22 protein-coding genes are annotated in these 23,022 nt (G+C 71.8%); 10 read left to right on the plus strand and 12 right to left on the minus strand.

Features of this window, described 5'->3' with window-relative positions; genetic code table 11:
- The first annotated feature begins 51 nt into the window (after positions 1 to 51).
- The 5 genes from ACK1X7_RS01530 to ACK1X7_RS01550 are packed head-to-tail and all read left to right on the plus strand — an operon-like array spanning position 52 to position 5,267.
- The gene (locus ACK1X7_RS01530) at positions 52 to 1,626 is read left to right on the plus strand and encodes an ABC transporter substrate-binding protein (RefSeq protein WP_413114538.1); all 1,575 of its coding nucleotides are present in this window, start codon (positions 52 to 54) and stop codon (positions 1,624 to 1,626) included.
- Positions 1,626 to 2,618, plus strand: a complete 993-nt coding sequence (locus ACK1X7_RS01535) for an ABC transporter permease (RefSeq protein WP_398159187.1) — start codon at positions 1,626 to 1,628, stop codon at positions 2,616 to 2,618. The genes ACK1X7_RS01530 and ACK1X7_RS01535 overlap by 1 nt, the downstream gene beginning before the upstream one ends.
- Positions 2,615 to 3,529 (plus strand): ABC transporter permease, encoded by a 915-nt coding sequence (locus ACK1X7_RS01540; RefSeq protein WP_385150285.1) that lies wholly within the window; start codon positions 2,615 to 2,617, stop codon positions 3,527 to 3,529. The genes ACK1X7_RS01535 and ACK1X7_RS01540 overlap by 4 nt, the downstream gene beginning before the upstream one ends.
- Entirely contained in the window at positions 3,526 to 4,371 is an 846-nt protein-coding gene (locus ACK1X7_RS01545) for an ATP-binding cassette domain-containing protein (protein ID WP_385150282.1), read from the plus strand. The genes ACK1X7_RS01540 and ACK1X7_RS01545 overlap by 4 nt, the downstream gene beginning before the upstream one ends.
- Positions 4,368 to 5,267: an ATP-binding cassette domain-containing protein gene (locus ACK1X7_RS01550; RefSeq protein WP_413114539.1), complete on the plus strand. Its 900-nt coding sequence runs from the start codon at positions 4,368 to 4,370 to the stop codon at positions 5,265 to 5,267. The genes ACK1X7_RS01545 and ACK1X7_RS01550 overlap by 4 nt, the downstream gene beginning before the upstream one ends.
- An 11-nt stretch (positions 5,268 to 5,278) precedes the next feature.
- Here the strand turns inward: ACK1X7_RS01550 and ACK1X7_RS01555 are convergent, their stop codons facing one another.
- Positions 5,279 to 6,217, minus strand: a complete 939-nt coding sequence (locus tag ACK1X7_RS01555) for an ROK family protein (RefSeq protein WP_385151341.1) — start codon at positions 6,215 to 6,217, stop codon at positions 5,279 to 5,281.
- 62 nt (positions 6,218 to 6,279) lie between these two features.
- On the opposite strand from ACK1X7_RS01555, the gene ACK1X7_RS01560 reads away from it, so the two are divergent.
- From ACK1X7_RS01560 to ACK1X7_RS01580, 5 genes are all read left to right on the plus strand, one after another.
- Complete coding sequence (locus tag ACK1X7_RS01560; RefSeq protein ID WP_413114540.1) at positions 6,280 to 7,050, plus strand: creatininase family protein; 771 nt, start codon at positions 6,280 to 6,282, stop codon at positions 7,048 to 7,050.
- A gap of 14 nt (positions 7,051 to 7,064) precedes the next feature.
- Positions 7,065 to 8,192 (plus strand): mandelate racemase/muconate lactonizing enzyme family protein, encoded by a 1,128-nt coding sequence (locus tag ACK1X7_RS01565; RefSeq protein WP_385151328.1) that lies wholly within the window; start codon positions 7,065 to 7,067, stop codon positions 8,190 to 8,192.
- A gap of 94 nt (positions 8,193 to 8,286) precedes the next feature.
- Positions 8,287 to 9,120 (plus strand): IclR family transcriptional regulator, encoded by an 834-nt coding sequence (locus tag ACK1X7_RS01570; protein WP_382951519.1) that lies wholly within the window; start codon positions 8,287 to 8,289, stop codon positions 9,118 to 9,120.
- Positions 9,117 to 10,256: a serine hydrolase domain-containing protein gene (locus tag ACK1X7_RS01575; protein ID WP_413114541.1), complete on the plus strand. Its 1,140-nt coding sequence runs from the start codon at positions 9,117 to 9,119 to the stop codon at positions 10,254 to 10,256. The genes ACK1X7_RS01570 and ACK1X7_RS01575 overlap by 4 nt, the downstream gene beginning before the upstream one ends.
- 155 nt (positions 10,257 to 10,411) lie before the next feature.
- The gene (locus ACK1X7_RS01580) at positions 10,412 to 13,333 is read left to right on the plus strand and encodes an alpha-glucuronidase family glycosyl hydrolase (protein ID WP_413114542.1); all 2,922 of its coding nucleotides are present in this window, start codon (positions 10,412 to 10,414) and stop codon (positions 13,331 to 13,333) included.
- Here the strand turns inward: ACK1X7_RS01580 and ACK1X7_RS01585 are convergent.
- Genes ACK1X7_RS01585 through ACK1X7_RS01635 form a run of 11 tightly spaced genes read right to left on the minus strand, consistent with a single transcriptional unit; the run spans position 13,330 to position 22,997 of the window.
- Positions 13,330 to 13,902 (minus strand): hypothetical protein, encoded by a 573-nt coding sequence (locus ACK1X7_RS01585; protein ID WP_385151320.1) that lies wholly within the window; start codon positions 13,900 to 13,902, stop codon positions 13,330 to 13,332. The genes ACK1X7_RS01580 and ACK1X7_RS01585 overlap by 4 nt on opposite strands.
- Positions 13,856 to 15,187: a methylaspartate mutase gene (locus ACK1X7_RS01590; RefSeq protein ID WP_413114543.1), complete on the minus strand. Its 1,332-nt coding sequence runs from the start codon at positions 15,185 to 15,187 to the stop codon at positions 13,856 to 13,858. The genes ACK1X7_RS01585 and ACK1X7_RS01590 overlap by 47 nt, the downstream gene beginning before the upstream one ends.
- Positions 15,184 to 15,660, minus strand: a complete 477-nt coding sequence (locus tag ACK1X7_RS01595) for a cobalamin B12-binding domain-containing protein (RefSeq protein ID WP_078638219.1) — start codon at positions 15,658 to 15,660, stop codon at positions 15,184 to 15,186. Before ACK1X7_RS01595 ends, ACK1X7_RS01590 begins: the two co-directional genes overlap by 4 nt.
- A 16-nt stretch (positions 15,661 to 15,676) precedes the next feature.
- Entirely contained in the window at positions 15,677 to 16,408 is a 732-nt protein-coding gene (locus ACK1X7_RS01600; RefSeq protein ID WP_413114544.1) for a 2-hydroxychromene-2-carboxylate isomerase, read from the minus strand.
- Entirely contained in the window at positions 16,405 to 17,358 is a 954-nt protein-coding gene (locus ACK1X7_RS01605) for a thioesterase family protein (protein ID WP_385151311.1), read from the minus strand. The genes ACK1X7_RS01600 and ACK1X7_RS01605 overlap by 4 nt, the downstream gene beginning before the upstream one ends.
- Before the next feature lie 2 nt (positions 17,359 to 17,360).
- Positions 17,361 to 18,263 carry an alpha/beta fold hydrolase gene (locus tag ACK1X7_RS01610; protein WP_390794197.1) on the minus strand — a complete coding sequence of 301 codons (903 nt, stop codon included), beginning with the start codon at positions 18,261 to 18,263 and terminating at the stop codon, positions 17,361 to 17,363.
- 1 nt (position 18,264) lies between these two features.
- Complete coding sequence (locus ACK1X7_RS01615; RefSeq protein ID WP_385151305.1) at positions 18,265 to 19,242, minus strand: beta-ketoacyl synthase N-terminal-like domain-containing protein; 978 nt, start codon at positions 19,240 to 19,242, stop codon at positions 18,265 to 18,267.
- Positions 19,239 to 20,375: a beta-ketoacyl synthase N-terminal-like domain-containing protein gene (locus ACK1X7_RS01620; protein WP_385151302.1), complete on the minus strand. Its 1,137-nt coding sequence runs from the start codon at positions 20,373 to 20,375 to the stop codon at positions 19,239 to 19,241. Before ACK1X7_RS01620 ends, ACK1X7_RS01615 begins: the two co-directional genes overlap by 4 nt.
- Positions 20,350 to 21,528 (minus strand): beta-ketoacyl synthase N-terminal-like domain-containing protein, encoded by a 1,179-nt coding sequence (locus tag ACK1X7_RS01625; protein WP_390794196.1) that lies wholly within the window; start codon positions 21,526 to 21,528, stop codon positions 20,350 to 20,352. Before ACK1X7_RS01625 ends, ACK1X7_RS01620 begins: the two co-directional genes overlap by 26 nt.
- The gene (locus ACK1X7_RS01630; protein WP_382951490.1) at positions 21,525 to 22,733 is read right to left on the minus strand and encodes a beta-ketoacyl-[acyl-carrier-protein] synthase family protein; all 1,209 of its coding nucleotides are present in this window, start codon (positions 22,731 to 22,733) and stop codon (positions 21,525 to 21,527) included. Before ACK1X7_RS01630 ends, ACK1X7_RS01625 begins: the two co-directional genes overlap by 4 nt.
- 6 nt (positions 22,734 to 22,739) lie before the next feature.
- Positions 22,740 to 22,997 (minus strand): acyl carrier protein, encoded by a 258-nt coding sequence (locus ACK1X7_RS01635; RefSeq protein WP_385151296.1) that lies wholly within the window; start codon positions 22,995 to 22,997, stop codon positions 22,740 to 22,742.
- Positions 22,998 to 23,022: the final 25 nt, after the last annotated feature.

The raw sequence follows: 23,022 nt of genomic DNA on the forward strand, positions 1-23,022 counted from the left end.
GCTTAGCTTAACCCAACCGCATTCCATCTGACGGAACGGAGGTGTTGTTCAATGGAACGAAGTCACCAGGGGCGCATGGCGGACCGCGGCCGTCCCACCCGACGCGGCGTCCTGCGGACCGGTGGTCTGCTGCTCGGGGCCCTCGGCGCTCCGGCGCTCCTGAGCGCGTGCGGCACGAACGCCGCCGCGGACGGGGCCGGCAACGTCCTGCGGGTTTCCCAGCCCGGGGACCCCAAGACGCTGGACCCGCAGAAACAGGGCGACATGGTGTCCATGAACGTGCTGATCAACATGTTCGACACGCTCACCACCCGGGGCCGCGACAACCAGTTGCACCCCAGGCTCGCCCTCTCCTGGACGGCCACCGACGCGCGCACCTGGCGCTTCGCGCTCCGCCCCGGGGTGACCTTCCACAACGGTGAGGCGTGCGACGCGCGGGCCGTCGCGTTCAGCATCGAGCGGCTGCTCGACCCCGCCACCAAGTCACCGATCGTCGAACTGCGTTACGTCAAGGGCGTCACCGTGGTCGACCGGCTCACCGTGGATGTGCACACCACCGTGCACGACCCGATCCTGCCCGCCAAGCTCTCCCTGTTCGGCGGAGTGGTCCTGCCGCCCCGCCACCTCGCGGAGGCGGGCGACGCCGCGTTCGCCGAACACCCCGTCGGCACGGGCCCGTTCACCTTCGTCAACTGGCGGCGCGACCACGAACTGCGCATGCGTGCCTACGCCGGCCACTGGAACGGACGGCCGAGCGTCGACGGCCTGGTCTTCAGTCCCGCGCCCAACGCCTCGTCCTCCCTCGCCGCCCTCCAGAGCGGAGGGGTGGACCTCGTCGCCGGGCTCACCCCGGACGCCGCTCAGCAGCTCGACGGCTACTCCGGTGTCACGCTGGACGGCTACACGGGGATCCGCACCTCCTATCTGTCCCTGAACACCCTGGAACGGGGCCCGCTCCAGGACCGCCGCGTGCGCCAGGCGCTCAACCACGCGATCGATGTCCCCCTGCTGATCAAGGCAGTGCTCGGCGGCAAGGCCACCGAGACACCCGCCCTCGTGCCGCGCGGCGCCTTCGGCTTCGACCCCACGGTCAAGCCCTTCACCCGCTCCCTGGAGACCGCGCGCACCCTCCTCGCCGAGGCTGGCCACCCGCACGGCTTCGCCACGACCCTCACCGCGTCCAACGTCGACTCCAACGTCGCCGAGGCCCTGTCGGGACTGCTGGCCAGGGCAGGGGTGCGGGCCCGGGTCAACCTGCTCGACCCCGGCACCTACGCCGCCCGGCTCACCTCCGACAACCGGGGCGCGCTCGGCCCGGTCTACCTGGCGGCCAGCACCGTCTGGACGATGGACGGCCAGAGCATCGTCCAGTCCAACGTACGCAGCGACCGGCGCCAGAGCCGCTGGCACTCCAAGGAGGCCGACCGCCTCATCGACATCGAGGAGCTTTCCGAAAGCCCCGAGAAGCGCAAGCGGGCATTCTCCGACCTTCAGCGGCTGATGCGCCGGGAAGCGCCCTTCGTCTTCCTCTACCAACTCGACAACATCTTCGCTCGCAACGACCGCCCCCGCTGGACGCCGGGGTCCGCAGGCGTCCTCGCCATGGAGAGCGCGGAGGTCTCCTGATGAGCGCCCTCACCCTCGACAAGCCACCCACCCCGGCGGACACCCCGTCGCGCCACCGGGGCACGGGACGGCTGCTGCGCACCGTCATCAGGCGCCTGGGCACCGCGCTGTTCGTCCTGCTGTGCACGGCGACCGTCTCGTTCTTTCTCGTACGGCTCTCCGGCGACCCCGTGAAGATCCTGCTGCCGCCCGACGCCACGGCCCACCAGGAGAGCGTGCTCCGCGCGTCCCTCGGACTCGACCGGCCACTGTTCACGCAGTACCTCGACTACCTCTGGGGACTGCCCCGCCTCGACCTCGGCGACTCCCTGGTCTACGGCCGGCCCGTCAGCGAAATCCTCGCCGACCGGCTGCCCGCCACGGTCGAACTGGCCGCCGCCGCCCTGGCGGTGACCCTCGTCATCGCCATCCCGGCGGGCATCTTCGCCGCGATGCGCCGCGGCCGCCGCTCCGACCACACCGTGATGACCGGTGTCCTGCTCGGCCAGTCCACCCCGCCGTTCTGGGTCGGCATCCTCCTCATCCTGGTCTTCGCCGTCTGGCTGCGCGCCCTGCCCGCCTCCGGATACGGCACCTTCGCCAATCTGGTCCTGCCGGCCGTCACCCTCGCCGTCTACTCGGTGGCCGTCGTCGCGCGGCTGCTGCGCTCCTCGCTGATCGACGTCCTGTCCTCCGACCACATCCGCAGTTCCCGCGCCAAGGGCTTCGGGCCGCTGAAGGTGGTGCTCCGGCACGGGCTGCGCAACGCCTCACTGCCGGTGGTGACCGTCATCGGTCTCGAAGTGGGCAACCTGCTCGGCGGGGCGATCCTCACCGAACGGGTCTTCTCCTGGCCCGGAGTCGGACAGCTCACCGTCGAGGCGATCTCCAACCGCGACTTCCCGCTCGTCCAGGCCACCGTCCTGTTCTTCGCCGCCACCTTCGTCGTGGTGAACCTGCTCGTCGACCTCTCCTACAGCTTCCTCGACCCGAGGGTGAGGACGTCCCGATGACCCTCATACCACCTGCCGCGACCGGCCATGCCCCGGCGGCGGCACCGGCCGGCGGCTCCCGGTCCGTCGTCCTGCGCACGCTGCTGCGCAACAAGCTCGCCGTCCTGGCGCTCGCCGTACTCGCCGTACTGCTGATCGCCGCCCTGTTCGCACCGCTCGTCGCCCCCTACGACCCCAACGCGCAGAACCTCCTTCTGCGGCTGCGGCCGCCCGCCTGGCAGGACGGCGGCAGCGGTGCCCATCTCCTCGGCACCGACCAACTGGGCCGCGACATGCTCTCGCGCGTCATCTACGGCGCCCGGGTCTCGCTGCTCGTCGGCGCGGGGGCCGCCCTGCTCGCCGGTGTCATCGGCACCGTCGTGGGACTGGCCTCCGGCTACTTCGGCGGCTGGGCGGACCGGGTGCTCATGCGGCTCGCCGACGTGCAACTCGCCTTCCCCTCACTGCTCCTGGCCCTGGCCATCGTCGGCTTCCTCGGCTCGGGTCTGTGGTACGTGATCCTGGTGCTCGGCTTCACCGGCTGGGTCTCCTACGCCCGCGTCGTGCGGTCCGAGGTGATGTCGCTGCGCACCCGCGACTTCATCACCGAGGCCAGGGCGATCGGCGTCACCGACATCACCATCATGCGCCGCCATCTGCTGCCCAATGTGACGGCGCCGCTGGCCACCATCGGAACGCTGCACGTCGCCGCCGCGATCGTGGCCGAGGCTTCCCTGAGCTATCTGGGCCTGGGAGTGCCCAAGGAGACGGTCACCTGGGGCGCCATGCTCTCCGACGGCCAGCTCTATCTGGGCACCTCCTGGTGGGTCGCGGTATTCCCCGGCATCGCGCTGATGCTGACCTCTTTGGCCATCAACATCACCGGCGACGCCCTGCGGGACGTCGCGGACCCGAAGGCTTACCGCCGATGAGCATCGACCGACCGACAACCGATCCGTCCCAGCGGCCGGCGGAAGAGCGGCCGCTGCTGGAAATCAACGGCCTCAGCGTCGACTTCCGGCTCGAGACCTCCGTCGTGCACGCCGTCCGGGACGTCTCCCTCCACGTCCGGGCCGGTGAGACGCTCGCCGTCGTGGGCGAGTCGGGCAGCGGGAAGACCGCCACCGCACTGTCCGTTCCGCGGCTGAACCCGAGCCCTCCGTGTGTCTACGCGAGCGGCGAGATCCTCTTCGACGGACGTGATCTGCTGGCGCTCTCCGAGAGGGAACTCGGCCGGATCCGGGGCCGCGACATCGCCATGGTCTTCCAGGACCCGATGACCTGCCTCGATCCGCTCCAGCGCGTCGGCGCGCAGGTGGCCGAGGTGCTCAGGCACCACACCGGGATGTCCCGCGCCGAGGCCAGGGACGCCGCGCTGGACGCGCTGGAGGAGGTCGGCATACCCGACCCGGCCCTGCGCTACCGGCAGTATCCGCATGAACTCTCCGGGGGGCTGCGGCAGCGCGTGATGATCGCGACCGCGCTGGTGGGGCGGCCCCGCCTGCTCATCGCCGACGAGCCGACCACCGCCCTGGACGTCACCGTGCAGAGCCAGATCCTCGACCTGCTCGTCACTCTCCAGGACAAGCACGGCATGGCGGTCGTGCTGATCACCCATGACCTCGCGGTCGTGGCGGAGACCGCCGACCGCGTCGCGGTCATGAACAAGGGCAAGGTCGTCGAGACCGGCGACGTCCTGGACGTCTTCGACCGTCCGGCCGACGACTACACCCGCAAACTGCTCGCCGCCACCCCGCGATTGGAGGCGGTATGACCACCGAAGCCGCTGTGCCCGCGCCCCCGGCCGGAAAGGTCCTCCTGGAACTCGTCGGGCTGCGCAAGGAGTTCGGCACCAGGACGGTGAACGTGGCCGTCGACGACGTCTCGCTCGAGGTCCACGAAGGGGAGACCCTGGCCCTGGTCGGCGAGTCCGGCTGCGGCAAGACCACCCTCACCCGGCTGCTGCTGAGGCTCGTCGAACCCACCGCCGGAAGCGTGCGCTTCGACGGACAGGACCTCGCCGCCCTCGCCCCCGCCGGGCTGCGTGCCGTCCGCCGCCAGATGCAGGTCGTCCTCCAGGACCCGTACTCCAGCATGAACCCGCGGATGCGCATCACCGACATCGTCGCCGAACCGCTGGTCACCCACGATCCGGAGGCCCGCGGGCGGCGCGCCCGGGCCCGCACCAGGGAACGGGTCGGGGAACTCCTGGAGGCCGTGGGCCTGGACGCGGGCATCCAGGACCGCTATCCGCACGAGTTCTCCGGCGGCCAGCGCCAGCGCGTCTCGATCGCACGGGCCCTGGCGCTCCGGCCCCGTCTGCTGGTGCTCGACGAGCCCACCAGCGCGTTGGATGTCTCCGTGCAGGCCACCGTCCTCGACCTGCTGGCGGATCTCCAGCGGCGGCTGGGCCTCACCTATGTGTTCGTCTCGCACAACCTCGCCGTCGTACGGCAGGTGGCCGACCGGGTCGCGGTGATGCGCCGGGGGCGGCTGGTCGAGGTGGGCGCGACGGCCGCGGTGCTGCGCACGCCCCGGCACCCCTATACGCGGCAACTGCTCGACGCGGTGCCGGTCCTGGACCCGCGCAGGGGCCGCCGTGCCGCGGGCCGCGGGTCCCTGACGAGCGCGGCGGACCGCGGGTCCCTGACGGGCGACGAGAGCCGATGACCGCCCGCGCGCTACAGGTGCGAGACGACGAGACCGGCGCCGCCGAGCAGCGCCACATCGTCGACGGCGGCCGTGCCGACGAGCACCCGCGGCTGCTCGGCGCCCGAGAAGGCGACGGCGTCCCGCAGCCGCTCCTCCACCACGGTGCGAAATCGCTCTCCGCCCTCGCGCGCCTCGCCGTGCAGGATGAAGAGGCCGGGTGCGAAGAGCTGCTGCACGTTCACCAGCCCCAGCGCGAGGTTTCGCGCGTACTCCTCCACCACCTGCCCGGCGAGCGCGTCCCCGCGGTTCACCAGTGCCTCCAGGGACGTCCGGCCCCCGAGCCCCGCGGCGCGGGCCCGGGCCCGCAGCCAGCCGGTGGTGGCCACGGTCTTCCAGCAGCCGCGGTTGCCGCAGGTGCACCGCTCGCCGCTGGCCGACACCGTCATATGGGCGCCGCTGCGCCCGCCGGGCGGGGCCATCACCTCGCCGTCGTAGAGGATCCCCACGCCGAGTACCTCGCCCGTGGAGACCGAGGCGAAGGTGCGCCGTCCACGACCGGCGCCGAACCAGCGGTCGCCGAGCACCTGAAGTCGCGCCCGATGCTCCACCCGCACGCTCGCCCCGGTGAGCGCGCCGAGCCGCTCGGTGACCGGGTAGCCGTGCAGTCCGGGGGCGTCGTTCACCTCCATGATCAGGCCCGTGACGGGGTCGACGAGCCCGGCGGCGGCCACCCCGATCCCCTGGAGTTCATGGCCGTGGAAGACCCCGGCGGCCGCGGCCAGCGCCGTGTCGATGTCCTCGGGGGTGGCGGTGGCCGCGTCGTACGACGACTCGGTGCGGTCCAGTATCCGGCCCGCCGTGGACAGTACGGCCGCCCTGACCCGACCGGGGACCAGCTCGACGGCCCCAAGCCGCCGCGGCGGCTGGGGAGCGGCCGCTTGCGGCGCGGCCTCGGGGACCAGTCGCAACGGAGAACGTTTGTGGGCCATGCGCCGACTCTGCCATGGCCCCGTTTCGGAGAGGTAGCACCGTGAGCCAATCGAGACTGACCGAACTCACCTGGCGCGAGGTGCGCCTGGCCGGCGAGGAGGGCATCGCTCTGCTGCCCATCGGTTCGCAGGAGCAGCACGCCTCGCACCTTCCGATGGGCACGGACACCCTCCTGGTCGAGGAGGTGGTGGACCGCGCGCTGGACATGCTCGCCCGGGAGGACGGGCCCGGCGTGGTGCGGTTGCCGGCGCTGCCGTTCGGGCACAGTCCGCACCACTTGTTCGCGGCGGCCGTCTCGCTCTCCGCGGCGACCTTGGGCGCGGTCCTGGACGACATCCTCGACTCGCTCATGACCAGCGGATACCGCCGCGTCATGGTCGTGAACGGCCATGGCGGCAACGACGAGATCATGCGGCTGGCGGTCAAGCGGTTCGCGCTGCGTTCCCCGGTGACGGTCGCCGCCTGCTCGTACTGGACGCTCACCGCGGGTGAGGACGGAGCGGGGCGGCCGGATGTCACCCCGGGGCATGCCGGATGGTTCGAGACGTCACTCATGCTGGCGGCCCACCCGGTCCTGGTGCGCACACCCGTGCCCGTCCGCGCGCCGGTCGAACCGCCGCCCCTGTTCGACACCCCGCCCTACCCGGGCCTGACGGTGGAGCGCCACGGGGAATGGGAGCGGGTCGGCGGCTCCACGGACGACGCCTGCGACGCCGACGCCGCCCGGGGCGACCGGCTGCTGGAGGACCGGGCGCGCGGACTGGCCCGGGCCATCCATGCCTTCGACGCGGCGAGCCGGTCATCCCGATGATGCGAGGAGTAGCAGTGAAGATCACTGACGTCGACGTATGGGTGGTCAACCTCCCCCTCGTCAACCCCTTCACCAGCTCGTTCGAGACCAAGACGGGCGAGACGCGCACCGTGGTACGCATTCGCACCGACGAGGGTGTCGAGGGCTGGGGCGAGACGATGTGGGGCGCGCCGGTCGCCGCGATCGTCCGGTCGATGGCCCCGGACCTGATCGGGACCAGCCCGTTCGCGCTGGAGAGCTTTCACCGTAAGCAGCACATGGTGCCGTTCTTCTACGGCTATCTCGGCTACGCGGCCATCGCCGCGCTCGATGTCGCCTGCTGGGACGCGATGGGCAAGGCCACCGATCAGTCCGTCACCGATCTGCTGGGCGGCGCCGTCCGCGACGAGGTGCCGATCACCGCGCTCATCACCCGCGCCGACGCGCCGGGCGCGGACGGCCCGGGTCTGCCCAGGGCGATGGCGGAGCACGCGGTGCGCGTCGTGGCGGAGGGTGGCTTCGAGGCCGTCAAGCTCAAGGGCACGAAGGACTGCGCGGGCGATGTCGCCATCCTGCGCGCGGTGCGCGAGGCGCTGCCCGGGGTGAATCTGCGCGTCGACCCGAACGCGGCCTGGTCGGTTCCCGACTCGATACGCGCCGGGATAGCCCTGGAGGAACTCGATCTCGAGTATCTGGAGGACCCGTGCGTCGGCATCGAGGGCATGAGCCAGGTGAAGGCGAAGGTGCGCATCCCGCTGTGCACCAATATGTGTGTCGTCCGCTTCGAGGAGTTCGCCCCCGCGATGCGGCTGAACGCCGTTGATGTCGTCCACGGTGACGTCTACAAGTGGGGCGGTATCGCGGCGACCAAGGCGCTGGCCGCGCACTGCGAGACCTTCGGGCTGGGCATGAACCTGCACAGCGGAGGCGAACTCGGCATCGCCACGGCGGCACATCTGGCCGTCGTCTCCAGCACGCCCGTGCTCTCGCGCGCCATCGACAGCATGTACTACCTGCACGCCGACGACATCATCGAGCCGCTGCACCTGGAGAACGGACGGCTGAGGGTGCCCACGGGACCGGGGCTGGGCGTGAGCGTGGACGAGGAGAAGCTCCGGTACTACGCCGCGGCCAACGAGCGGGACGGGGACCTGACGGGATGAGCGAGCGGGGGCTCGCCCGTACCGATGGGGGACGTTCCGTTGAATCGTCTATTCGTTCCGGATAGTGGAACGGCGATGGGTTAAGCTGAGTGACATGCCGAAGCCGGTCAATACCCCCGCGAGCCACCGCGAGGATCCGCGTACCGCCGCGAAGGGCCCTGTGGACAAGGCACTCGAGGTGCTGGACGCACTGGTCCAGCCCGATGCCCCGCACCGCCTGGCCGACCTCGCCGCCCGCACGGGGCTGCCGAAGCCGACCGTCCACCGTCTGCTCCAGACCTTCGCCGACGCCGGGTACGCGGTCCCGGGCCCCGGCGGCAACTACCAGGCCGGACCGCGTCTGCTCGGGCTCGCCGCCACGACGCTGGCTTCCAGCCGCGAGCTGCGGCTGGCCCGCCCGGTCCTGGACGACCTGCGGCGGCGCACCGGCCATCTGGCCCACTTCTCGGTACGGGACGGGGCCGTAGCGGTGCATGTGACGCACTCGGAGCCGTCGTCCACGTATCACATGGCGCCGGCCGCGGGCGGCGAAGTCCCGCTGTACTGCTCGGCGGTGGGATGGGCGATGCTGTCGGCCCTTCCGTCGCCGACGGCGGCGGAGCTTCTGGGCAGCGCGCCCCTCCCGGCCCGTACGCCACGGACGGCGACGGACCCGGCGGCCGTGCTCGCGGCGCTGCCCGCCGTGCGCGAACAGGGCTACGCGGTCGACGACGAATACGCGGAGCAGGACGTCCGCGCCATCGCGGCCCCGGTGCTGGGGCCCGGCGGCCAGGTCGCCGGCGCGGTCGGCATCGTCGGGCTGACGTTCACGCTGGACGAGGGCAGCGTGGCGATGCTGGGGCCGATGGTGCGCGCCGCCGCCGGGGCGGTGTCGGCGGCGCTGCGCGGCGGCGCGGGGACGCTGGGGATCGTACGGGGGCGGGAGTGAGCGGGGCCGCGGGCGGTCGGACCACCCCGGGGGCGGAGCGGACGGGAACAGCCGGGCCGCGCCCGGCGGACGAACCGGCGCTGCTGGAAGGGCTCCTGGCAGCCGGCCGCCGGACCGGGATCTACTCCGCGGCCGCCTGGTCGGTCGGCACCGCGACCGGGCGGACGGTCCACGGGCACCTGGGCACCCGCAGTTGGGGCGGTGCGGAGCTGACCGGCACCGAGCTGTGGGACCTTGCCTCGGTGACGAAGCCGATCGTGGGCCTGGCCGCCCTGCGGCTGGCGGAGGCGGGAGCGCTGCGCCTCGACGAGGCGGTCGGCGCGTATCTGCCGGAGTACCGCCACGTGCCCGGCAAGGCGGACATCACCCTCGCCCAGTTGCTCGCCCACACCTCCGGACTGCCCGGGGGCACCCCACTGTGGCGTGCGCACTGCGACCGGGACGGGCTGCTGGCCGCCCTCCGCGAGCTGCCGCTGCGCGGGGCGCCGGGCACGGTGGTGGAGTACTCCTCCGCGGGCTTCATCCTGCTCGGCCTGATCCTCGAACGGGCCACCGCCACCGGCCTGGACGAGCTGGTCGCACAGCAGGTGTGCGCACCCCTCGGGATGCGCGAGACGGTCTTCGCGCCGGGACCCGCGGCCCGCGAGCGCGCGGTCTCCACGGAGCTGTGCACCTGGCGCGGCCGTCTGGTGACCGGTCAGGTGCACGACGAGAACGCGGTGGTGCTCGGCGGAGTCTGCGGCCACGCCGGTCTGTTCGCGTCGCTGTCCGATGTGGACCGGCTGGGCCGGGCGCTCGCGGCGGGCGGCGACGGTCTGCTGAGCGCGCCCGGCTTCGCCCGGATGACCGCCTGCCATACGGAGGGCCTCCCGCTGCGCCGCTGCCTCGGCTGGCAGGGGCGGGACGCGGTGGGGTCGCCGGTCGGCACGGCGATGGGCCCGTCCTCGTACGGCCACACGGGCTTCACGGGGACGAGTCTGTGGGTGGAGCCGGGGGCGGACGGCGCGGAAGGCCGCTACTACGTCCTGCTCACCAACCGCGTCCACCCCAGCCGCGAGCCCCGCCGCTTCCCGGCGGTCCGCCGCGCCTTCCACCACCACGCGGCGGCGCTCGCCCGCGCGACGGACGCGCTCTGACCCAGACGCAGGTTTGTTGGATTTTGATAGGCCACAAGGGCGTCATGTTCCCTTGTGGTTCGTTGTGTTGACACATGTCGTGATGAGTGTGACGGTTGCGGAGCTCGGTCCTGGTCTGAATGTGCACTGTTCGTTCTTCAACGGAAGTGAGACGCATGAGCTCAGGAATACGGCGCCGCAGCCTTCTGTCCGCTGCCGCTCTGGGAAGCACGGCCGGTGCGCTCGGTCTCTCCGTCCCGGCCTCGGCACAGCCGGTCCACGCCGCCGAACCACCCGCGGCCACGTTACCCGCCGAGGACGGATACGACCTGTGGCTGCGCTACGGGCGGGTGGAGGATCCCGGTCAACTGGGGCGCTACCGGGCCGCGTTGGGCACCCTGGTATGGCAGGGCGGCGGCCCGCTCCAGCGGTCGGCGGTGGCGGAGTTGGTCCGCGGGCTCACCGGGCTGCTCGGCACCCGCGTGGCGCCACGCACCAGCGCCCCCTCGCACGCGGCACTGGTGGTGGGCACCCCGGGGAGTTCCGCCCTGATCCGGGAGCTCGTCCCCGCGGCCGACCTGGCCGAGCTCGGCGACGAGGGCTATGTCGTCCGCCGGGTCACCCGGCGCGGCAGGGACTTCACCGTGGTGGCGGCCCACGCCGACCGCGGTGTGCTCTACGGCGCTTTCCACCTGCTGCGGCTCGTACAGACCCGACAGCCGCTGGAGCACGTCGACCTCACCGAGCGCCCGGCCGCCCCGCTGCGCATGGCCGACCACTGGGACAACGACGACGGTTCGATCGAGCGCGGCTATGCGGGCCGGTCCTTCTTCGACTGGGAGAAGCTGCCGCGGCTCGACACCCGGTACACGGACTACGCACGGGTCCTGGCCTCGCTCGGCATCAACGGCGCCGTGATCAATAACGTCAACACCCCGGCGGACTACCTTGCCGAGCCCTTCCTGACCAAACTGGCCGCGCTCGCCGGGGTACTGCGCCGCTACGGCGTGGCGCTGTTTGTCACGGCGAACTTCGCCGCCCCCATCGACCTGGGCGGGCTGAACACCGCCGACCCCTTCGACCCCGGGGTGCGCGACTGGTGGACGAAGAAGGCCGAGGAGATCTACGGCAAGATCGAGGACTTCGGCGGCTTCCTGGTGAAGGCCAACTCCGAGGGCCGCCCCGGGCCGCTGGACTACGGACGCACCCACGCCGACGGGGCCAACCTGCTGGCGGGCGCGCTGAGACCGTACGGCGGCATCGTGATGTGGCGGGCGTTCGTGCACGACACCGACGAGAAGTGGGACCGGCAGGCTTATCTCGACTTCACGCCGCTGGACGGGAAGTTCGCGGACAACACCGTGGTGCAGATCAAGAACGGGCCGATCGACTTCCAGGTGCGTGAGCCCGCCCACCCGCTCTTCGGTTCGCTGCCACGTACCAACTCGATGATCGAACTCCAGGTGACACAGGAGTACACGGGCCACGCCACCCATCTGTGCTATCTGGTCCCGCAGTGGAAGGAGGTCCTGGACTTCGACACGCTCAAGGCCGGCGAGGGCAGCACCGTGGCCCGTGTCGTGACCGGCCGGGTGCACTCCTACACGCACTTCGGATTCGCCGGGGTGATGAACTTCGGCGATGCCAGGAACTGGACCGGCTCACATCTGGCCGCCGCCAACACCCATGGCTACGGGCGGCTGGCCTGGAACCCGGACCTGTCCGCGCGGGAGCTGGCCGCCGAGTGGACCCGGATGACCTTCGGCAACGACCCGCATGTCATCGAGACGGTCTCCGCCCTGCTCCTGGACTCCTGGCGCACCTATGAGGACTACACCTCGCCGCTGGGCACGGGATATCTCACCCATCCGCCGGACGGCTCGGTGACCGGACACTTCGACCCCAGCCCGACGACGACCACCCAGTTCCACAAATCGGACCGCGCGGGCATCGGCTACGACCGCACCGCCGCCACCGGCGACGGCTACAGCGGGCTGTACGCGGCGGCGACACGGGACACCTACGAGTCGCTGGAGAACTGCCCCGAGGAACTGCTCCTCTTCCTCCACCATGTCCCGTACACCCACCAACTGGACAGCGGCACGACCGTGATCCAGCACATCTACGACACGCACTTCTCCGGCGCGGCGCGGGTGGCGGACATGCGCACCGACTGGGAGGGGCTGCGCCGCCGGGTCGACCGCCGCAGGTTCGCCGAGGTGCACCGCCGGTTCGGGGAACAGATCACCGAGGCCGCCAAGTGGCGGGACACCCTGGTGGCCTACTGGTTCGAGCTGAGCCGGATCCGCGACCAGCGCCGCGCCTGGCTCCAGGCGATCGTCGCCCCGGCCGACACCGTGCTCCTCGGCGGGGAGCGCAACGAGCTTCCGGTCCAGGTCCTCAATGCGACGGGCTCCGGGCTGCGCACGGTGACCACGCTGGATGTGCCCGAGGGCTGGCGGTCGGAGGAGGTGGCCGCCTACGTGGCCTCGCGGGAGGGCGAGACGGTGAGGATGCCCGTCGTGCCGCCGCCGACGCCCGCGCTCGCCACCTTGCACGCGCGCCCGAGGTCGGGGGCGGTGCCGGTGCTCGACTCCTCGCTGCGCAGCCTGGCCAAGGCAGTCGTCGTGCCACCCGCCGCGCGCTGCGTACACGCGCTGGACGCCGGGCCCGGCTCGGCGCCGCTGCTCAAGGACTACACCCGGCTCTCACCGTCGAGCGGTTGGCACGAGGGCGCCGGCTTCGGCTGGGTCGGCAACACGCCCGAGGCCACGGACACCGGACTCTTCGATGTGCTCCGCCGGGACTATGTGCGCGACAGCGCTCCGGCCGTGCTGCGGCTGAAGCTGCCCGCCGGACGCTGCACCGCGCATCTGCTCACCGGCGACCCCAACACCTTCAACAGGTCGCTGATCGTCCGGGTGGACGGGATCGAGAGCGCCCGCAGCGAGCAGCTCGACGGCCGGGAGTTCACCTGGCTCCGGATCCCGCTGGACGGCGGATCCTCCGGACGCGAGGTGGATCTGGAGCTGTCCGCGAAGGAGGACGAGACCTGGCATCTCGGCGCCTGCGTGGTCGTGGCGGACGGGCCTTCTTAGCCCGTGGTGGTGACCACCTTCTTCGCGATGGCCCGCAGCAGGTCATGGCGGATCATGCCGCTGCCCGCCCGCATGAAGCCCCAGTACAGGGTGAAGGCGCGGCGGGTGGCGGGGTCGGTGTTCAGGACCCGGGTCTCGGTGGACAGGAGGGTGCCGTCGCCCTCGGGGGTGAGGCGGAAGTTCATCACCACCTTGGACCAGCCCGCCTCGTCGAAGTGTGCGAACGCCTCCGGATCGCCGCGTTCGAGGTCCGGGCGCGCGGGGCGCAGCGCGGTGTAGCGGGCGATGTCGCCGAGCACCACCTCATGGGGCGGGTCGGCGGCCATCTCCCGGGGTGCCATCGAGTCCAGGACCCGCAGGTCCATGCCTTCGTGGGCGCCGGTGTCGACACCGTTCACCCAGGTCTTGGGGCCACCGCGGACCCGCATCAGGCCGAGGGTGATGGCGAGTTCGCCGACCCGCAGGTCCATGAGTTCCCGCCAGACCCGCTCCGGCGGGGCGTCGATCCGGCGGCTGTGGTGTTCACGCTTGTCGAAGGTCGGCAGCAGTCGTTCCAGCGTCCAGTGCATCGTTTGTCCTCGTGTCCTGGCTCCGCAGGGCCAGCAGATCGTGTGTGCGTTCCACGTACGACAGCGCCGACAGCAACTCCGAGCTGCCGACGGTGTGTTCGCGTGTTCCGCCGGTGATGCCCCGGATGGGCATCGAGCCGACGGATGCCCAGCGCAGCCGCCCCGCCTCGTCGATATAGCCGCGGGCACGTCCGTGGTTGTCGGAGTGCAGACAGTACGGCACATCGAGATAGCCCTTGGCGAAGGCTCGCACCAGGGCCTGTCCGACGTCCGGGTGGAGGTCGAGCACGGCCTCGATGAGCTGCCTGGCCTCGGCGGCGATACCGGTGTCCGGGACCCGGACGGGGTCCGGGGGTGTCCTGGTGGCCTCGGCCGCCGCGGCGGCGCTCGCGAACTCCAGCGCCTCGACGTTCTCCTCGATGGTGGGGATGCGGTACGACTCGGCCGGTGTCTTGACGATGAGCCGGGTGGCGCCCGTGCGCACGGCGAGTTCGGCGGCCGCGCGCAGCACGAGGAGGGCACCGCCGTGGGTACGCGGGTACTTGCCCATGTAGGTGTACACCACGATGTGCCAGTCGGTGTCCTCCGGCAGGAACGCGGTGGCCAGCGACCGCAGCGCGGCCACCGCCTCCTCGTCCTGCCGGGCATCGGTCTGCTGGGCGTAGCTGAGCGAGATGCTGCGCAGCCCGTGCCGGTGGAAGAAGAGCCCTTCGAGCACGGTGATGGCGATGAGCAGTCCGGGCGGGCACATCTGGCCCATCATGCACCCGCCGAAGCTCTCCAGATGGGGCTCGACGCCCCGGTCCCGCAGCTCCGCGAACCGCTCGCAGGAGCGGGCCCAGCTCGCGGTGGCCTCCCGCAGCGGGACCCGGCTGTAGGGCAGGCAGTACGAGACGGGCCCGCCCTCGGTGGCGTCCAGCCCGGCCGTGACGAGCGCGGCGATGATGTCGTCCGGCAGCGGCGAGCCATGTCTGACCTGGACCGGGAAGCCGGGGCCCTGGATGCCGTCGAGGACAGCACGGGTGGTGTCCGGGCCGTGGGTGACCAGCGGATAGCCGTTGAGCGGATAGCCGTCGGCCAGGGCGCGCTCGGCCGTGGCATAGTCCTTCACCCGCGTATAGCTGTCCAGGGTGAGGGTGCCGACGGTGGCCGCCCGCGCCCGCCGGACGGCCGCCAGCCCCGCGCGCATCCATCGTGAATCGCTGAAGCCCATCCGGGGCTGGACCAGCAGCCCGGTGGCGCGCCGGCGGGCGGCCAGCCCGGCGAAGGAGCCGGATGTGCTCATGAGGCGGCGACGGGGTGGCGGGGTGCGGGGTGGTCCAGGGAGGCCAGGAACCGGCCGATCTCGGCCGGTTCCGCGTCGTCCTGGAACACGGCGCTGAAGCCCGCCGAGACGAGCCGCCGCGCCATGCCGTCCGCCTCGGCGCCCCCGGTGATGCCCAGCTTTCCGCCGATCACCACCGGGGTGTCCCGGGTCCGCGGCTCGGATCGGAGCTTGCCGATCAGCCGCGCGCCGTCCACCTGCCCATGACCGTTGACCGTGCTGATCACCACCAGGTCGGGACGGATCGCGGAGCATTCCCGCACCAGCAGTTCGTCCGGCACACACGCACCGAGGTTGATGACGCGGTGGCCCATCTCCTCCAGCAGCAACTGGAGGAAGACGAGGTTCCAGGTGTGGGAATCCGAGGACACGCTGCTGAGCAGTACGGTGCGGCCGCGCGGGGCGACGGCCGCGTTGACGGGGTTCATGAGCATGGGATCTCTCCTGGCCTCAGCCGCAGCCGCCGGCCGAGTCGGAGTCGTAGGCGCCGACCCGCTCCAGCAGTGCGGCCGGCATCTGGTCGTCGATGGCTTCGGGCACCGGCTCGGCCACGTCCACACCGGCCTTCCGCAGCGCCGGGATCAGCTCGTCGAGAAAGCCGTCGACCCGGTCCAGGCCCCAGAAGCGGTGGCGTCCGACCTTGAAGTACGGGATGCCGAACACATCGTCGTCGTAGGCGGCGGCGAGGGCGTCCACGCCTTCGGCACGCAGTGCGGGGTCGTGGGCGGCGGCCACCATCTCGTCGCCGTCGAACCCGGCCGCCTCGGCCACCCGGTGCAGCACCTCGGTGTCGCAGATGTTCTCGCCGCGCTCCCAGCGGGCCGCGGACACCGCGGCGTAGAAGTCACGCTCACGGCCGAGGTGGCGCGCCTTGAGCCAGGCCAGATGCGGCAGCTCCCACCACGGGTCGATGTCCACCGGCCAGGACATGGTGTATCCGTAGCGGGTGGAGAGCCGCTTGGTGTCCTGGAGGATGTACAGGTGCTTGGCCTTGCTCATCTGGGTGTAGTGGAAGCCGGAGTCGCGGTCCTCCAGCGCGGCCCGGGTCTTCTCGTCCGGGTCCCAGTACGGGTAGTACTCGATGACCTCGGGGGCCTGCGGAAAGCGCTCCTCCAGCCGCTTGAGCCCCATCCAACTGAACGGGGAGCGCAGGTTGAAGTAGAGGCGGGGCGGTCGCTTCATCGGGCGTCCCCCAGCAGCGCGGCGCGGGTGGTGTCGTCGAACTCGGCGAGGCTGCCGGCCAGTTCGCCGCGGCTGACGGCGTAGCCGTGCATGATGGTCCCGGTGGCGGTGTGCACCAGCCGTCCGTCGCGGTGGACATAGGTGTCGAAGGTGGCGGTGTACATCACGTCCTTGAGGATCTCCTGGACGGTGAACACGGTGTGCAGGGTCTCTTCCATGAGGGCGTCGGCGAGCATGTGCACCCGGGCACGGGACACCACGGGGATCCAGCCGCGCTCGACGAGCATGGTGCGGATGGAGATGCCGCGGTCCTCCAGGAAGCGGTCCACGACCTCCTCCATGGCCCGGACGTAGCCGGAGTGCTGGAGCCGGTCGGAGAAGTGGCAGTAGAAGTACGGGATCCGCCAGGACCACAGGAAGGCGTTGGAGCCGGCCGGGGTGAGAACGGCGGACAGCTCGCTGTCGGAGACGGTCCGGGGCTCGTGCTCCGCGGCGTCGGCGAGGGCGGCCACCTCGGGGACGGTGTAGGGCTCCAGATGCGCGGGGACGGGCTGGATGTCGGCCGGGGCGTCCTTCAGGGCGACCAGGGCGACCCGGATCTTGCCGGTGAGGACGGTGACGGTCTCGCCGTCCCGCTCGACGGTCAGCCGGAGCTTGAACGGAGCGCCGTGGCCGGGCTTGGGCTTGCCCGGCTCCACGATGGCGGTGACCTCGTCGTCGATGCCGAGCGTGGCGGGCAGGCTGACCGAGTGGTCGACGATCTCCAGGCCGAGGCCGTAGGTGTGGTACAGCGTCTCCGCGCCCGCCCCGCGTTCGCGGAAGTACTGGAGGACCGCCTCCTCCGTCAGATACATGAAGTGCTTGAAGCCGATCCAGGTGCGGATGTTGGCGCCCTCGTAGCGGGGCCTGCCCACGGGGGTGGTGAGGGTGCCGTCCAGCAGCTCCGTCATGGTCATTCCTTTGTGGTGAGAAGGGTGGTGGCGAGGGAGGTGGCCGCCGGGAGGGCGGTGAGGTCGTCCAGGAAGCCGGTGATGTCCGCGCCGACATCCCCCGGCTGCTCCGCATGGCAGAAGTGGGTGTAGCCGGGGCGTCTGCGGACCGTCGCCGCGGGCATGGCGGTGGCCAGGGCCGCCGCGCGGTCCTCGGACAGCGAGGCGTCACCGTCTCCGGCCAGTACGAGGGTGGGCACGGTGACGGCGCCCAGGTCCAGTTCGGTGGTGCCGGTGAACTGGAGGAACAGGGTGAGGAATCCGACCGGGCCGATCCGCTCGACGGTGGTCTCGGCCATGGCGGCGAGCACCTCGGGGTCAAGCTCCTGGGCCCGCCTCCCCAGTCCGACGCGCACTCCGTCGGCGATGATCTGCCGGAAGCCCGCCAGCGCCGCGTCGTGCAGGGGCCAGTCCACCCGGAGGGATTCGGGGCGGAAGAACGGGGCGAGGAGCACCGCGGCGCGCGGCTGGGGCGCGCCGTCCCGGTCGGCCAGGTGCTCCAGGACGGCGTTGGCTCCGAAGGAGTGGCCGATCAGGATGTCAACGGGCTCGGGGACCAGGGCCAGCGCCTCGCGCAGCCAGTGCGCGGGCGTGCCGTGGTGCCGCCAGCGGTAGCGGTTGCCCGCGCGCCACGGCAGGTCGAGCGCGTAGGTCCGGCAGCGGCCCGCCAGCTCTCCGGCCAGCGGCTGCCATCCGGCCCACCCGCCTTCGAGACCGTGTACCAGGGCCACCACGGGCGAGCCGGGGTGCGGTGCCGCGGACGGCGTCCCCAGCACGGCCAGCCGCTCCCGCGCCCCGCGGACCTCGGCCACCGATGTCCACCAGACGGGCGGGAGTCCCGGGCGCGCCCCGTTCGGCTCCGCCATGTCAACCGCCTCCCGCGAGGGCGGGGACGACCGCCGGGTCGAGCCGCACCGAGGCGTAGCCGTCCTCGCCGTCACCGCAGGTGATCAGCGCCCCGCCCGGTCCGGACGGCTGCCCGGAGCCCAGCCAGGCGGCGGCCACGGCCAGTTGGACCACGCCGAGCGCTCCGTAGACCTCGCCCAGATGCGCGGTGAGGTCGATACCGCCACCGGCTCCCGGGGCCCCGGGAGCGGTGAGCCGCAGCGCGGCGGGCGGCTCGAGGGCCTCGGCGATGTCGTCCGGACGGGTGTGCCGGCGCACATCGCCCAGGAGCGGTCCGCTCCCGCCCGGCTCCAGTACGACGCAGGCGGCGGCCGCCCGGAGCGGGACCGGCAGCGTGGTGCCGGGTGTGGCGGGGCGCAGGGCGGCCAGCCCGCGGGCCACCTCGTCGTCGGGTTCGACCCCGACCACCACGACCCGGCGGGCGCGTTCGCCGCGCAGCAGCAGGGCACCCAGCCGGACGGCGTCCAGACCGGAAGTGGCGCCGGAGCACACCATCAGATTGGGCCCGGTGAAGCCGTAGCGGATGGCGAGGGTGCTGGCGATCACATTGCTGGAGGCGTTGGGACCGTTCAGCGGGCTGACGTCGTGGGCGGAGCCGGCCCGCATCTCGGCCACGATGTCACGGACGGTCCGGGCGTTGCCGACGTTGGAGCTGACGACGACGGCGGTGTGTTCCGCTCCGGGGAGCGGTTCGGTGAGCTTGCCCGGGGGCAGTGCGAAGGCACGGTGGACGGCGCACAGCGCCAGCCGGGTCGCGTCCTCCTTGAACAGCAGCCCCTTGCGGCCCAGTACGGTGTGCGCCTGGTCCGGGCCGCAGGCCGGTTCCGGGGCCACGGAGGAGAAGAGGTCCCCCGCCGCGGTCGCCGCGAAGCCCCCGATCGGATCGGGCACATGAAGGGCGTGTGCGGTGACGGTCACCTGGTCGGGGTTCATGGTCATCGGTCCACCCCGATCACGCTGACGGCGTTGACTCCGCCGAATCCGAAGGCATTGACCTGGGCCAGCCGGGCGTCGCAGGGCGCGGGTTCGCCGACGACCAGCCGCAGTCCGGCGGCCGCCTCGATCGGCTCCGCCAGCCCCACGGTCGCGGGCACCGAACCGGAGCGCATCGCCTCGGCGGCGACGAGCAGGCTCATCAGCGCCGCGCCGCCGGAGGTGTGCCCGATGGCGCCCTTGATGCCGGTCACCAGCGGGCCCGGGGCGGCACCGGCGAAGACCGTGTCCAGGGCGGCGGCCTCGGTCGGGTCGTTGAGCGCGGTGCCGGTGCCATGGGCGAGGACCAGGCCGATCTCGTGCGGGGTGACCCCGGCGCGGCGGTGGGCGTCCCGCATGGCCGCCACGATGCCGCCCACGTCCGGGGCGGTCTCATGGTGGGCGTCGCAGGAGAGCCCGGTGGCCAGGACGGTGGCGAGCGCGCCCGGCCCGGCGTCGGCGGCCCGGCGCAGCACGACCGCCACCGCGCCCTCGCCCAGCAGGACACCGGCGCGGCCCTCCTGGAAGGGTTGGAGTGCGGGCGTGGGGGCATCGGCCACCCGGCCGATCATGGTGAGCATGGATTCGCTCATCGCGTCGCAGCCCGCCGCGACGACCGCGTCGGCCTCGCCCGCGGCGAGCAGGTCCTGGGCGAGCGCGAGGGCGTGGCCGGACGCGGAGCAGGCGTTGGACACCGTGATCACCTCGGTGACCTCGGGCAGCACCTCCCGGACCGCGGTGGTGAAGTGCAGATCCCGGCGGCGCACCGGCACGCCGTCCACGGCCCAGCGCTCCATGGCCCGCAGTTCGCGCAGTCCGGTGCCGACGATGACGGACACCCGCTCGACGGCCGGGTCCACCCCGGCCTGGCGGACCGCGCCGAGGACACAGCGGGCGAGCCAGCGCCCGGCCCGCAGCGGCGGTTCCGCCTCGGCGTCGTCGGTGTCGTCGACGTGATAGCCACGGGTGACGTTGATGCGGTCGGTGTCGTAGAACCGCAGGCCCTGGCTGCCGTCGACGCCCTTGGCCAGGGCGGCGAAGGTGGTGTCGGTGCCGCCGTGGCAGGTGAGCAGCTCAGCCCCGGTGATCGCCACGTGCACGGTGCCACCCCCTCACGACGGCCACGCCGACACCGCCGTCGGGCGAGACCGAGGTGACCACGGACACCGCGCCGTCCAGCTCCGGGTGGCCGCGGTGGCCGGCCAGCAGGGCGGCGAGCTGGAGCGAGCCGGAGGCGCTCTGGCACTCGCCGACCCACTCACTGGCCCGCACCCGCCACACCTCGCCGCCGAGCGCGCTCTCGATGCCACGGCGCTCGATGTCGTCCAGGCGGGCGATTCCGCTCTCGCCGGTGGCGACCGCCCGCACCTGGGACGGTTCCACGGCGGCGCGGCGCAGGGCGCGGCCGATGCAGTCGGCGAGCCCGGCTCCGGCGTCGGGCTCCCGGCCCGGCGCCCCGTAGCTGCCGACCTCGACGGCCAGGACCTCGGCGTCGGGGGTGCGTCCCTGGGCGTGTACCGCCTCGGCGTTCTCCACGACGAAGACGGCGGAGCCTTCGCCGACCTTGACCCGGCCCTCCTCGGCGGAGTGCTGGCGGTGGCTGAACCAGGCGGTGTGCGGGCTGAACTCCTCGGCGGAACCGACGAGCAGGGCGTCCGCGTAGCCGCGCCGGATCTGGTTGCGGGCGTACCGCAGGGCGCTCAGCCCGGCGAGCCGGCCGCCTGCGACGGTGGCGTTGACGCCCTTGAGCCCCAGCCAGATCGCGGACTGGCCGGCGGCGCAGTTCATCACGGTGTTGGGGAACAGCACCGGATTGACCCGGAACGGCTTGTCGCCCTCCAGGGTCTCGCGGCTGTAGTCGCTGGTGGCCTTGATGCTGCCGGCGGTGGTGCCGAGGACGATGCCGAACCGGTCACGGTTGTCGTCGGTGACGGTCAGGTCGGTGTCGTCGAGGGCGAGGGTGCAGCCCAGCAGACCGAGGGAGGTGCTGCGGTCGAAGAAGCTGGTGCCCTTGCGGCCGAGGTGGTCGCGCACCTTGAAGTCGGGCATGGCGAACGCCTCGTGCTCGGGCAGCTCTTCGTCGAACATGCCGGTGACCTCGCGCAGCCCGCTGCGGCCTTCGCCGATGGCCGTGGTGAACTCATCCGCGCCGATGGCCAGGGAGGTGACGACGCCCCAGCCGGTGATGGCCAGGGTGTTCTCGCGGACGTCCTGGTGGCCGGGGGTGTCCGGGGTGATGGCGGTGGCGTTCATGCGACCCGTCCGAGGATGGTGATGGCGTTGTTGCCGCCGAAGGCGAAGCCGTTGTTCTGCACGACCTTGGGCTGTGCCGGGCGGCTCTCGTTCGGCACGGGGTCGATGGCGGGCAGTTCGGGGTCGGGGGTGCGGTAGTTGGTGGTCGGGGGCAGGAAGCCCTCGTCGATGGCGAGCGCGGAGGCGATGGCGCCGAATCCGCTGGCCGCGCCCATGGTGTGGCCGAGCATGGACTTGATGGAGCTGATCGGCGGGGGCCGGGTGCCGAAGACCTCGACCACGGCCTGGGCCTCCATCGCGTCGTTGGCCGGGGTGCCGGTGCCGTGGGCGCAGATGTAGTCGACGTCGGCGGGGGCGATACCGGCGTTGTGGTGGGCCCGGCGCATGCACTCGGCGATGCTCACCGGGTCGGGGGCGACCATGTGGTTGGCGTCGCAGTTGAGGCCGTAGCCGAGCACCTCGGCGTAGATGTGGGCGCCGCGTTCGGTGGCGGACTCCAGGGACTCCAGGAAGAGGGCGGCCCCGCCCTCGCCGGTGAGGATGCCGGAGCGGTCCTTGTCGAACGGTGAGCAGACCTTCTCGGTGAGCGCGCCGAGCCGGTAGAAACCGGCGTGCGCCCAGCGGCACACCGAGTCCGCGCCACCGGCGATCATGTAGTCGGCGTCGCCGGTGACGATCTGGTCATACGCGTAGCCGAGTGCGTAGTTGCTGGCCGAGCAGGCGGTGGACAGGGTCACCGCCTCACCGGTGAGACCGAGTTCCTGGTTGACGGCGGCGGCCAGCCGGGAGGCCGGGACCTGGGCCGCGTACGCCGGGGTGATCTGGTCCAGCCCGCTGTGCACCCACTCGGCGGTGAGCGCCTCGATGACCTGGGACTCTCCGCTGGTGGTGCCGATGCTGGAACCGGCGGCGGCGCCCGCGAGCACCTTCTCGTCGATTCCGGCGTCCTCGACTGCCAGCCGCGCTGCCGCGGCCGCGAACAGGCTGGTGCGGCCCCACTCGGACGTGGCGAGGGTGCGCAGCAGCGCCTTGGGGTCGAAGTCGGGGACCTCACCGGCCATGTAGTGCGGGAAGCCGGAGGAGTCGAAGCTGGAGATGGCGGAGATGCCGCTGGTGCCGGCGCGCAGGGCCTGGCCGAACGCCGTGACACCGGTGCCGATGCTGGAGACCGGGCCGAGCCCGGTGATGACGACTCGTCGGTTCATGGCTGATCAGTCCCGCCAGCCGGCCTGGTTGGCCACGACGTCGTAGACGGCCTTGAGGTTCTCCATCTGCGGCAGCTCGGACTGCGGGATGTCGATCTTGTACTTCTTCTCGATCCGGGCGAGGATCTCGATCGCCCGCAGCGAGTCCGCCTCGTGCTCCTCCACGAACGAACCGGTCTCGGTGATCTCCTCCGGCTCGACCTCGAGCACCTCGGCGACGATCTCGCGCAGCTCGTCCAGATGCTTCTCACGCGCTTCGGACATGGGAATTCTCCTGAATTCGGCAGGG

This window comes from Streptomyces sp. CY-1 (assembly GCF_047218265.1).
GTDB classification, from domain to species: domain Bacteria; phylum Actinomycetota; class Actinomycetes; order Streptomycetales; family Streptomycetaceae; genus Streptomyces; species Streptomyces niphimycinicus.

Excerpts from the sequence above, each read along its gene's own strand:
- ACK1X7_RS01530 (WP_413114538.1), top strand. The coding sequence starts at position 52 with ATGGAACGAAGTCACCAGGGGCGCATGGCGGACCGCGGCCGTCCCACC.
- ACK1X7_RS01535 (WP_398159187.1), top strand. The coding sequence starts at position 1,626 with ATGAGCGCCCTCACCCTCGACAAGCCACCCACCCCGGCGGACACCCCG.
- ACK1X7_RS01540 (WP_385150285.1), top strand. The coding sequence starts at position 2,615 with ATGACCCTCATACCACCTGCCGCGACCGGCCATGCCCCGGCGGCGGCA.
- ACK1X7_RS01545 (WP_385150282.1), top strand. The coding sequence starts at position 3,526 with ATGAGCATCGACCGACCGACAACCGATCCGTCCCAGCGGCCGGCGGAA.
- ACK1X7_RS01550 (WP_413114539.1), top strand. The coding sequence starts at position 4,368 with ATGACCACCGAAGCCGCTGTGCCCGCGCCCCCGGCCGGAAAGGTCCTC.
- ACK1X7_RS01570 (WP_382951519.1), top strand. The coding sequence starts at position 8,287 with ATGCCGAAGCCGGTCAATACCCCCGCGAGCCACCGCGAGGATCCGCGT.
- ACK1X7_RS01580 (WP_413114542.1), top strand. The coding sequence starts at position 10,412 with ATGAGCTCAGGAATACGGCGCCGCAGCCTTCTGTCCGCTGCCGCTCTG.
- ACK1X7_RS01585 (WP_385151320.1), bottom strand. The coding sequence starts at position 13,902 with ATGCACTGGACGCTGGAACGACTGCTGCCGACCTTCGACAAGCGTGAA.
- ACK1X7_RS01590 (WP_413114543.1), bottom strand. The coding sequence starts at position 15,187 with ATGAGCACATCCGGCTCCTTCGCCGGGCTGGCCGCCCGCCGGCGCGCC.
- ACK1X7_RS01595 (WP_078638219.1), bottom strand. The coding sequence starts at position 15,660 with ATGCTCATGAACCCCGTCAACGCGGCCGTCGCCCCGCGCGGCCGCACC.
- ACK1X7_RS01600 (WP_413114544.1), bottom strand. The coding sequence starts at position 16,408 with ATGAAGCGACCGCCCCGCCTCTACTTCAACCTGCGCTCCCCGTTCAGT.
- ACK1X7_RS01605 (WP_385151311.1), bottom strand. The coding sequence starts at position 17,358 with ATGACGGAGCTGCTGGACGGCACCCTCACCACCCCCGTGGGCAGGCCC.
- ACK1X7_RS01610 (WP_390794197.1), bottom strand. The coding sequence starts at position 18,263 with ATGGCGGAGCCGAACGGGGCGCGCCCGGGACTCCCGCCCGTCTGGTGG.
- ACK1X7_RS01615 (WP_385151305.1), bottom strand. The coding sequence starts at position 19,242 with ATGACCATGAACCCCGACCAGGTGACCGTCACCGCACACGCCCTTCAT.
- ACK1X7_RS01625 (WP_390794196.1), bottom strand. The coding sequence starts at position 21,528 with ATGAACGCCACCGCCATCACCCCGGACACCCCCGGCCACCAGGACGTC.
- ACK1X7_RS01630 (WP_382951490.1), bottom strand. The coding sequence starts at position 22,733 with ATGAACCGACGAGTCGTCATCACCGGGCTCGGCCCGGTCTCCAGCATC.
- ACK1X7_RS01635 (WP_385151296.1), bottom strand. The coding sequence starts at position 22,997 with ATGTCCGAAGCGCGTGAGAAGCATCTGGACGAGCTGCGCGAGATCGTC.